This is a genomic window from Actinomadura logoneensis (assembly GCF_003428695.1).
In the GTDB taxonomy this organism is placed as follows: domain Bacteria; phylum Actinomycetota; class Actinomycetes; order Streptosporangiales; family Streptosporangiaceae; genus Spirillospora; species Spirillospora logoneensis.
Map to the genome: position 1 here is coordinate 1 of NZ_QURH01000981.1, position 9,908 is coordinate 9,908.

Below are 9,908 nucleotides of genomic sequence, written 5' to 3' on the forward strand. Positions count from 1 at the left end.
CCCCGGCCGCACCGGCGGCGGTCGCTTCCGGCACGACCGCCCCGGCCGCGCTCGGAGCGACCGCCACCCGGGCCCAGGGCGGCGTCGAGATCCGCACCTTCGCGCACAAATGCCTGGACGTGCGGGGCAAGTCGCCGTACGACGGGACGCACATCATCCAGTACCGGTGCACCGGGGACTACAACCAGCGGTTCCGCATCGTCCCGAAGCCGGGAGGCCGCGCGGAGATCCACACCTTCGCCGGCAAGTGCCTCGACGTGCGCCGGTCGTCGCCCGACAACGGCGCGTCCATCATCCAGTACGACTGCACGGGCGGCGCCAACCAGCGGTTCCGGCTGACACCGGCGCAGGGCGGCGTGGAGGTCCACACGTTCGCCCACAAGTGCCTGGACGTCCGGAACCACTCCGCCCACGACGGCGCGCGCATCATCCAGTACCACTGCAACGGCAGCTACAACCAGCGCTTCGAGATCAGGCACTGAACGACGGCCGAGCGCGTCCCCCGGAACTCGGTCCACGGGTGTCAGGCAGGGGACGGCTTCACCTGGTGCGGAGCTTCCGGTGACCCGGGCCGGGGGAGGGGCTTGATCGTTTCCGCCGCCGCGCGCAGGCCGGCGGCACGATCAACCGGGAGGCGACGTGCTCCACGTTCCCACCGCCAAGGCCCTGGCCGCGCTCGGCGCGGCGTCACTGGCCACCGCGCCCTGCGGGACGACCGCCCGCTCCGCGGTCCGTCCGCCGCGACCCGCGCCCACGACCACCCCGGCGGCCGATGCCGCCCGCGGCGGGACGCGGGCACTGCCGCCAGGGTCCTGCCACGCGTCCAGCCTCGACCCCGCGACCACGAGGCCGGACCCGCACTGCACCCCCGGCGCGCTCAACCCCGACGTCACGCAGGCGAACATCCACCGGACGATCTGCGTGGCCGGATACACCAAGCGGATCCGGCCGCCGGTGTCCTACACCAACGCGCTGAAGCGGCGGCAGATCAAGGAGTACGGATACCGGAACACCGATCCGTCCGCCTACGAGGAGGACCACTTCGTCCCGCTCAGCCTGGGCGGCGCACCCCGCGACCCGAAGAACCTCTGGCCCGAGCCGGGCGCGTCGCCCAACCCCAAGGACCGGGTCGAGTTCACGCTCTACAAGGCCGTCTGCGCCGGTCAGGCCACCCTCGCCGCCGCCCAGCGCGCGATCGTCGAGGACTGGACGACCGCGACCCGCATCCTGCGCTGACCGCCGCCCGGCCGTCACCCGCCGCCGTGCCTCACGCCTGGTGGATCAGCTCGCCCGCGCCCCTGTCCAGAAGCTCGCCGCCCACGGCCGCGCCGAGCCGTTCCGCTTCGGCGGCCGGCGCGGTCCGGGACGCGGTGAGCACGCGCGCGCCGTCACGGGAGAACACCGCGGCCCGCAGTTCCAACTCGCCGCGCAGTCGCGCGTGCCCGGCGATCGGCGTGTCGCAGCTTCCACGCAGAACCGCCAGGAGCGCCCGCTCGGCGGCCAGCCGCGATCGGGTCGGCGCGTGGTCGAGCCGTTCGGCCTGCTCGGCCACCGCCCGGTCCCCGGCGCGGCACTCCAGGACCAGCACTCCGGCGCCGACCGCCGGAAGGATGTCCAACCGCTCGTGGACGCGTTCGACGCCCAGCCGCAGCAGCCCGACCCGCGCCAGCACGATCGCCGCGTAGTCGCCCTTGTCGAGTTTCGCGAGCCGGGTGTCCACGTTCCCCCGCACCGGCTCGAAGCGGAGCTGCGGATACCGCTGCATGAGCTGCGCGCACCTCCGCACCGCCGAGGTGCCCACCCGCGCGCCCGCCGGCAGGTCCGCCAACGTCCGCGCGACATCGCCGTCACGGAAGACCGCGATGTCACCGGCGTCCTCCCGCTCCAGGCAGGCGCCGAGCGCCACACCCTCGGGACGCGGCACGTCGCCGGGCAGGTCCTTCGCGCAGTGCAGCGCCGCGTCGATCTCGCCGTCGATCAGGGCGCGGTCGATCTCCTTCACGAACGCGCCCTTGCCGCCGAGCGCGAGCAGGTCCCCGATCCCCTGGTGCCGGTCCCCGCTGGTGGTGATCGGGACGATCTCGACCCGCAGCCCCTCGCACCGCCGCTCCCACTCCCCGGCGACCGTCCGCGCCTGGGCCATGGCCAGCGCCGACGGCCGCGTCCCCAACCTCATCGTCCCGTCCTTCCGCTCGACATTCGCTCCAGACGGCACGCTACTCATGCACGGATCACCGGGCGGAGGTACTGGCATCAGTACTCGCCTTCGTCGCCACTTCCCATGAAGCATCGTCCGTTTCGGAGGAAGAGGCTAGGTTTCTCCCCATGGTCGACGGCGCCACCCTCACGGAACTGATCCAGGAAGACCGAGCCGACCCGGCGCTGCCCGCCCGGATCGGCCGCCACGACGTGCTGGTCGAACGCGGCTTCATCGGCACCTTCGTGTACCGGATCAGCGGCGGTCACGTCCTGGTGCTGCACGCCAACCGGGGCTACCGCGAGGACGTGGCCGCCGCGCTGCTGGACGCCGTCGCCGACCTCGCCGACGCGGGCGACCTCGGCTCGACCGTCCGGCTGCGTCCGATCGAGGTACCGGGATTCCCGCTGGACCGCGCGGCCCTGCTCGGCCCCGGGCACACCGCCTTCTTCCACGACACGCCGCTGGCGGACCGGGGGATGCAGGTCATCCCGGTCCACCGCTCCGAGGCCGTCGACGGCGAGGAGTACGAGACGTTCTGGCCCGGCGTCATCGGCAAGAACCTGTCCATCCGGCACTACGACTGGACCCGCGAGCCGACGCCCAGGGCCGACGTCCGCCGCCTGGACAGCGGCGTCGGAGGTCCGTTCCGGCGCAACAGCCGCAGCCGCAGGAGCTCGCGTCCGGCGCTCCTGAAAGCGTCCACGGTGCTGGAGCAGGAACTGCCCGTCCTGCCGGACGGCGTGCGCGTGTCGGTCATGGACACCCGCGGGCACGACCTGCGACTGCACCGCGAGTGGGACCGCCTGCGCGGCACCCTGCGCCTTCCGGGCGAAGAGATCGACGTGGACATCCCGCGGCTCGCGGCGTCCGACGTCTTCGGCCCGCTGTTCGGCGGCGCCGAGTTCGATCCCGCGCTGTTCAACAGACCGGCTGAGTCCGAGCACATGCTGGCCATGTCGGTGAACGACAAAGAGCGCAGGCGCCACGACGACACCGAACGCCCGGCCTCTCTGGACGAGTGCCTGCGCTGGCTGGACGCGCTCGCCCCCACTGACGGCAACCACCTGGTCTTCACCGGACGGTCGGGCGGCGTCGTCCAGATGAGGTGGGAGGGCCCCGGCGAGCCACGACTGTGGCTGGAGACCCCCGAACCCGCGCACCGCCACTCCCGCGGCCGGCACGTCACCCGCGACGAGGCCGCGTCCATGATCGAGGCACTGGCCCGCGAGGACCGCGTAGCCGTGGACGACCTCGGCGCCCTGGAGACCGTCCCCTGGAACGCGTCCTCGTGAGACTTGGGCCGTCCATCGGCGTGTTCGACCGCCCCTGATGGCCGCGGGCGGCGTCTCGGGGCAGGATCACCAGGGACGATCCCGGAACCGAGCGCGGAAGGCACGGCCATGAACGAGGCGACCCTCGACCTGCTCCTCGACGTGGTCGGGCGCCTCGAACGCAACATCGCCGCCCGCCGCTGCCCCGCCGTCTGCGGCCTGGACGGCGACCGCCGCCTGACGCTGACCGGCTACGACTACCTGCGCGACGACGCCACCGCCGGCGCCTTCGAACGGCGCGCCGCCGCCCAGGCGAACCGCGTCCGCGCCCGCCGTTGGGTCCTCGCCGTCCCCATGATCATCGCCGTCCCGCCGGGCGCCGGCCTGCACGGCCGCCCCGTCTCCAACCAGGGCCCCCGCGAGGGCGAGCAGGAGGCCATCGTCTGGACCGCCTTCGACCACGACGACGGAATCGACTACGGCATCGTCGCCTACACCCGCCGCCCCGACGGCAGCCCCGTCTACCACGACCCCGAGATCTTCACGGCCCCCCTCGCCGGCACCCCCGCCGCCCCCGGCTCCGTCCTCCGCCAAACCCTCCTCAACGACCCCAGCTGACAGAGAACAGCCGTCCATCCGGGACCGGCAGCCTCACGAGCACCACCGAACGCCACAGCCCGCCATCGGGCCTCCTCTAAGAGGCCATAACAATGTGTAGGTAGCGCGGCACTTGGTGACAGGCGGGGGTGGTGTGGGTGGGTGCGTAAGGGCGAGCCTACCTGTTCATTGAGCCATAAGGAGGAAGTAGGTGGAGAGAAGTGCTGCTCTGGGATATTGAGATGAAGTCTTCTAAGGAAGATATCTCCTTGCTGGAGCCAAGGCGGCGGCTTCGTATTGCCGCCGACGCACTGGAATGGACGCTCGGGACATTCGATTCGAGGATCAGCGAGCTGGCGGCGTCGGCGGTCCGGAGCAGTATTTCTAGGCTACGCGAAGAGGAGTCTCGGGGTAATATTTCTCCCGCTGCCCCCGAGAGGCTCGAGGATCAGGTGGAAGCCTATGTTTCCGAGTGCGACGATCCAGGGGTGGAGCAGCTTCTCATGGCGGCTGTGAACTGCTTCGAGCTGCCTGCGGCGGGAATGGGAGGAGAGTATCTCTATACCATTCTATCTGATTGCTACGAGTCACTTCTGGATCGAGAAGAGATAGATATTGTAATCCCAGAAGTGGAACGGAAGCATCCTCGCCTGGTGGAGGCGATCCAAGTCCAGAAGGAAATGATCCGCCGAGCTTGAGGGCCTTCCAGGAGCCTTCGCCTGCGTTAGAGGTCTAGTTGGAGGGCTCGGTGGTCGGAGACCTCGGGCGTCGTGAGGACCTCGAAGTTTCGGACGGTGTCTGGGTCGGAGATCAGGAGGTAGCTGGCGCTTCTCAGGGGCTTCTTGTAGCGGGACGTTCTGGTGTCGGACGTGCCGACCAGGTCGGTCAGGCCCACGTCGCTCAGGATCTCGAAGGTCTCGCTGTCGGGGAGGAGGTTCAGGTCGCCGCAGACCACGGTCAGGTCGCCGGCCTCGCGGGCGTCGGTGACCAGGTCGGCGAGGCGCTTCGCCTGGGCTCGGCGGGCCGGGGTGTCGCCCTTGCCGTCCGGGTCGCGCAGGCCGTGGAGTTGGACGACCGTGACGAAACGGCCGCTCTCGCGGTCCAGGACGCGCACGGCCAGGGCCGCTCTCGGGCGGTCGCCGTTCGGCCACTCGTCCTGGTACTCGGCGTACTCGCCGTGGACGAAGCCCGTGCGTGTGCCGACGAGCGGGAGCGTCTCGGCGACGAAGGTGGCGACGCCGAAGTCCTGCCGGTGGACGTTTCCGTCGCCGTCGCGGACGGGGCCCGAGTCGCTGGTGGTGAACAGGGCGTGGTGGTCGGGGAGTCGCGTCCGGACGTCGTCTAGGAGGTTGGCGCGCTGCGGGAGGGACCGGTCGGCGTCGTCGAAGCGGGTCCAGCCGTCCAGCGCCGCCGTGTGGGTCACCTCCTGGAGGCAGAGGACGTCCGCGCCGCAGGTGCCGAGCCAGGGGGCGAGGTCGTCGAACATCGCGCCGCCCCAGGCGTTCAGAGAGATGATCCGCACGGCAGACGAATCTAGTCGTTCCGGACGGCGGCGCGCGCGTCGAGGGGCTAGGCCGGGACCCGGACGAAGCGGTTGATCATGTTGTGGAGGTGGGCGCGGAAGCGGGCGACGGCGGCGGGGGTGTCGCTGCCGTGGCTCTCGCCGTCCTGGCCGATGAAGCCGAACTGGACGAAGCCGTGCACGCACCAGATGATGCTCCAGATCGTCAGTTCCAGGTCCACACCCGGCTGCACCGCGGGGGCCATGACCTCGTTCATCGCGGCGAGGACGGGCTTGGCGAAGGGGGTCTCGACGTCGAGGTCGGCGGCGTCGCCCGCCCAGCGGTGCATCCACATCCCGACGAACGCGCGGTGCCGCAGGCAGAAGTCCAGGAAGGCGTCGCCGATGCCCTGGAGCCCGGCGGCGTCCGGGGTGAAGGTCTCCAGCGCCTCCGCCATCGACTCCTGCTGCACCTGGTGGAGCCAGGTGAACACGGCGAGGTAGAGGGTGGGCTTGTCCCCGACGAGCTCGGTGAGGCCCGAGGTCGTCAGGCCCGTGGCGTCCGCGATCAGCTTGAGGTCGACCGTGTCGTATCCGAGGTCGGAGAACAGCCGGGCGGCGGTCTCCAGCACCTGGTCGCGGCTCTTGTCCCCTGGGGGCGTCTCCACCATGGCTCCACGGTAGGAGGGCGGCGCCGCGTCCGCCGCTCCGCGGCGGCTGCCCAGCCGCTATCCCTACCGTCGCGATAGACGGGCGCTAGGTGAGGTCGTCCGCCTTGACCGGGTGTTTCCCGCGAGATGGCGGCCGGGGCGGTCCCACGTGATTGAAATCCCCGACAGGGGTACGGGCACCGCTGACGAGGCGTCCGGACGGGACGCCGCCGAGAAGGGGGAACGATGTCGCAGAAAGTGGCCGAGTTGATGACCGAACCCGCGACCACGGTCGCCCCGGACACCGACCTGTCCACCGTGGCGCGGCTCATGCGCGACCAGGCGATCGGCAGCGTGGTGGTCGCCGGGAACGACGGGACGGTGGCGGTGGTCACCGACCGGGACCTGGTGGTGCGGGGGCTGAGCCGCACCGGCCATCCCGAGACCCTTCCGGTCCGCGAGGTGTGCAGCTTCGACCCGGTCTGCGTGTCCCCCGACGACGACGTCGCCAAGGCGCTGCGGCTGATGACGGAGAGCAAGATCCGCAGGCTTCCGGTGGTGCGGGACGGCGAGCCGGTCGGCGTCCTCTCCCTCGGTGACCTGGCGGCGGGCCGCGACGGCGGCTCGGTCCTCGGCCGGATCAGCGCCTCGGCGCCGAACGGATGAGGGCGATGGGCCGGAGGCACCGGGCGGGTCCCCGCGACGCCATCGCCGAGCCCTGGGGCACGCGGACGCCCTACGGGCCGGGCGGGACGTGGCCGGTGCGGGTGGACTCCCACCTCGCCGACGGCGTCGCGGAGGACGAGGTCGAGCGGTGGGTGCGGGCGGCGTCGCTGCTGCACTCCAACGGCGACGCGATGGACATCGCCGTCCGCGACGGCCGCGTCGTGGGGGTCCGGGGCCGGGCCGACGACCGGGTGAACCGGGGCAGGCTCGACCCCAAGGACCTGTTCGCCTGGCAGGCGGGGACGTCCCCCGACCGGCTCACCCGCCCGCTCGTGCGGATGGACGGCGAACTGGTCGAGACCGACTGGGACACCGCGATGGACCGCGTCGCGGGCCGCACCCGGTCCCTGCTGGACGACCAGGGGCCGTCCGCCGTCGGGTTCTACACGACCGGGCAGCTGATGCTGGAGGAGTACTACACCCTCGCGGTGATCGCGCACGGCGGCGTGGGGACCAACCACCTGGACGGCAACACGCGGATGTGCACCGCGACCGCCGCCGCGGCCCTCAAGGAGTCCTTCGCGAGCGACGGCCAGCCGGGCTCGTACACCGACATCGACCACGCCGACGTCATCGCGCTGTTCGGGCACAACATGGCCGAGACGCAGGCGGTGCTGTGGGCGCGCGTCCTGGACCGGCTCGCCGGGCCCGAGCCGCCCGCCCTGCTGTGCGTGGACCCGCGCCCCACCCCGGCCGCGCGCGCCGCGACCCTGCACCTGGCGCCCCGTCCCGGCACCAACGTGGCCCTCATGAACGGGCTGCTGCACGAGATCATCGCGGCCGGGCACATCGACCGGGACTACATCGACGCGCACACGGTCGGGTTCGAGGAGCTGGAGGAGCGGGTCGGGGAGTACCCGCCCGAGCGCGCCGCCGAGATCTGCGGCGTCCCCGCCGGGCGCATCCGCGAGGCCGCGCGCCTGCTGGGCTCCGCCGAGCGGCTGACCTCGACCGTCCTGCAGGGCTTCTACCAGTCCCACCAGGCGACCGCCGCGGCCGTGCAGGTGAACAACCTGCACCTGGTCCGGGGGATGCTGGGACGGCCCGGATGCGGCGTGCTGCAGATGAACGGCCAGCCCACCGCGGAGAACACCCGCGAGTGCGGCGCGAACGGCGACCTGCCCGGGTTCCGCAACTGGTCCAACGACGCCCACGTCGCCGAGCTGGCGGAGGTGTGGAACGTCGAACCGGAGCAGATCCCGCACTACGCGCCGCCCACGCACGCCATGCAGATCTTCCGGTACGCCGAGCAGGGCTCGATCCGGATGCTGTGGATCAGCGGCACCAACCCCGCGGTGTCCCTGCCCGAGCTCGCGCGGATCCGGTCGATCCTCGCCCGAGAGGACCTGTTCGTCGTCGTGCAGGACCTGTTCCTGACCGAGACGGCCGCGCTCGCCGACGTGGTGCTGCCCGCCGCGACCTGGGGCGAGAAGACCGGCACGTTCACCAACGCCGACCGGACCGTCCACCTGTGCGAACAGGCCGTCAAGCCGCCCGGGGAGGCGCGGTCCGACCTGGACATCTTCCTGGACTTCGCGTCCCGGATGGGTTTCCGGGACAAGGACGGCGGCCCGCTGGTCCACTGGACCGACCCGGAGTCGGCGTTCGAGGCGTGGAAGCAGTGCAGCCGCGGACGGCCCTGCGACTACACCGGGCTCAGCTACGCCAAGCTGCGCGAGCACGGCGGCATCCAGTGGCCGTGCGACGAGGACCATCCGGACGGCACCGAACGCCTCTACACCGACGGCGCGTTCTTCGCGTCCCCGGACTACTGCGAGAGCTACGGCCGCGACCTGGTCACCGGCGCCCCGGTCGAACCCGTCGAGTACCGGGCGCTGAACCCCACGGGGAAGGCCGTCATCAAGGCCGCCGCCTACCTCACACCGCACGAGCAGACCAGCGACGACTTCCCGCTGCACCTCATCACCGGCCGGACGCTCTACCACTTCCACACCCGCACCAAGACCGGCCGCGTCCCGCAGTTGCAGAAGGCCGCGCCCGAGGTCTGGGTCGAGCTGTCCGCGGTCGACGCGGAGGCCGTCGGCGCCGAGGAGGGCGACCTCGTCGAGGTGGCGACGCCGCGGGGAGCGGTCCGGGCGCAGGCGCGGATCACCGCCATCCGCGAGGGCGTGGTCTTCCTGCCGTTCCACTACGGCTACTGGGACGAACCCGAGGACGCCGACCGGCACCGGCGCGCGGCGAACGAGCTCACCATCACCGACTGGGACCCGGCGTCCAAGCAGCCCGTCTTCAAGACGGCCGCCGCGCGGGTCACGCTCGTCCGCCGGGGCGACCGCCCCGCGAACGCGCCGACCCTCACGGCGTCCGCCCCCCTCGACCCGGGGTTCAACGCGACGGCCGGCGGCGCGTCCGCCGTCGCCGACCAGCGCATCGGGGAGCGGCCGTGAAGAAACTCGGGATGCTGCTGTGCGACCTGCACGGCCGGGAGAACGCGCTGGCGCGCGACCTGCTCCGGATCTCCGCGCACCACGCCGCCGACCACGAGGTGTACCACCTCGCCCGGGACCTGGCGGTCTGGTCGCAGGACCACGTGGCGGCCCTCGCGGACGCCGCGCCCCGCTACGGCCTCGACCTCGACCCCGAGCCGGACGCCGACGCGTCCCTCACCCGGCGCGTCCGGGAGCGGGCCGGGGACCTGCTCGGACGGCAGAGCGAGGCGGCCCTGCTGTTGCTGCACGACCTGCGGAAGGTCTACGTGGACGCGTCCGGCGTCTCCCTGGACTGGGAGATCGCCGGGCAGGTGGCGCAGGCGACCAAGGACGGCGACCTGCTCGCCCTGGTCGGCCGCTGCCATCCGGACACGCTCCGCCAGGTCCGCTGGGCCAACGCCAAGATCAAGGAGACCAGCCCGCAGACGTTCACGTCCTGACCGCCCGCGCCCGCACCGCCCGCGCCCGCCGGAGCGGTGCGGGCGCGGCGCGAGGCGGTGCGAGGCGGTGCGG

Annotated in this window: 11 protein-coding genes; 8 read left to right on the forward strand and 3 right to left on the reverse strand. The window is 71.9% G+C overall.

Annotated elements, in window-relative coordinates; translation table 11 throughout:
- Together DZF91_RS33365 and DZF91_RS33370 are read left to right on the forward strand one after the other, a co-directional pair.
- On the forward strand, nt 1-482 hold a 482-nt coding region (locus DZF91_RS33365), incomplete at its 5' end, for an RICIN domain-containing protein (RefSeq protein WP_117361032.1).
- A gap of 157 nt (nt 483-639) precedes the next feature.
- Nucleotides 640-1,236 (forward strand): hypothetical protein, encoded by a 597-nt coding sequence (locus DZF91_RS33370; RefSeq protein ID WP_117361033.1) that lies wholly within the window; start codon nt 640-642, stop codon nt 1,234-1,236.
- A gap of 31 nt (nt 1,237-1,267) precedes the next feature.
- Here the strand turns inward: DZF91_RS33370 and hemC are convergent, their stop codons facing one another.
- Nucleotides 1,268-2,176 carry a hydroxymethylbilane synthase gene (gene hemC / locus DZF91_RS33375; RefSeq protein WP_117361034.1) on the reverse strand — a complete coding sequence of 303 codons (909 nt, stop codon included), beginning with the start codon at nt 2,174-2,176 and terminating at the stop codon, nt 1,268-1,270.
- A gap of 149 nt (nt 2,177-2,325) precedes the next feature.
- Between hemC and DZF91_RS33380 the strand changes: the two genes are divergently transcribed.
- From DZF91_RS33380 to DZF91_RS33390, 3 genes are all read left to right on the forward strand, one after another.
- Nucleotides 2,326-3,492, forward strand: coding sequence for a hypothetical protein (locus DZF91_RS33380; protein WP_117361035.1), 1,167 nt, complete (start codon nt 2,326-2,328; stop codon nt 3,490-3,492).
- Nucleotides 3,493-3,600: 108 nt separating this feature from the next.
- Nucleotides 3,601-4,089 (forward strand): hypothetical protein, encoded by a 489-nt coding sequence (locus DZF91_RS33385; RefSeq protein WP_117361036.1) that lies wholly within the window; start codon nt 3,601-3,603, stop codon nt 4,087-4,089.
- Between the two features lie 200 nt (nt 4,090-4,289).
- Nucleotides 4,290-4,766: a hypothetical protein gene (locus DZF91_RS33390; RefSeq protein WP_117361037.1), complete on the forward strand. Its 477-nt coding sequence runs from the start codon at nt 4,290-4,292 to the stop codon at nt 4,764-4,766.
- A 26-nt stretch (nt 4,767-4,792) separates the two neighbouring features.
- Here the strand turns inward: DZF91_RS33390 and DZF91_RS33395 are convergent, their stop codons facing one another.
- Nucleotides 4,793-5,590 carry an endonuclease/exonuclease/phosphatase family protein gene (locus tag DZF91_RS33395; RefSeq protein WP_117361038.1) on the reverse strand — a complete coding sequence of 266 codons (798 nt, stop codon included), beginning with the start codon at nt 5,588-5,590 and terminating at the stop codon, nt 4,793-4,795.
- A gap of 47 nt (nt 5,591-5,637) precedes the next feature.
- Nucleotides 5,638-6,240, reverse strand: coding sequence for a TetR/AcrR family transcriptional regulator (locus DZF91_RS33400; protein ID WP_117361039.1), 603 nt, complete (start codon nt 6,238-6,240; stop codon nt 5,638-5,640).
- 225 nt (nt 6,241-6,465) lie between these two features.
- Here DZF91_RS33400 and DZF91_RS33405 point away from each other — a divergent pair, with 225 nt between their 5' ends.
- The 3 genes from DZF91_RS33405 to DZF91_RS33415 are packed head-to-tail and all read left to right on the forward strand — an operon-like array spanning nt 6,466 to nt 9,835.
- Nucleotides 6,466-6,885: a CBS domain-containing protein gene (locus tag DZF91_RS33405; protein ID WP_117361040.1), complete on the forward strand. Its 420-nt coding sequence runs from the start codon at nt 6,466-6,468 to the stop codon at nt 6,883-6,885.
- A 5-nt stretch (nt 6,886-6,890) separates the two neighbouring features.
- Nucleotides 6,891-9,353: a molybdopterin oxidoreductase family protein gene (locus DZF91_RS33410; RefSeq protein WP_117361041.1), complete on the forward strand. Its 2,463-nt coding sequence runs from the start codon at nt 6,891-6,893 to the stop codon at nt 9,351-9,353.
- Entirely contained in the window at nt 9,350-9,835 is a 486-nt protein-coding gene (locus DZF91_RS33415) for a hypothetical protein (RefSeq protein WP_117361042.1), read from the forward strand. Before DZF91_RS33410 ends, DZF91_RS33415 begins: the two co-directional genes overlap by 4 nt.
- The last annotated feature ends 73 nt before the right edge of the window (nt 9,836-9,908 follow it).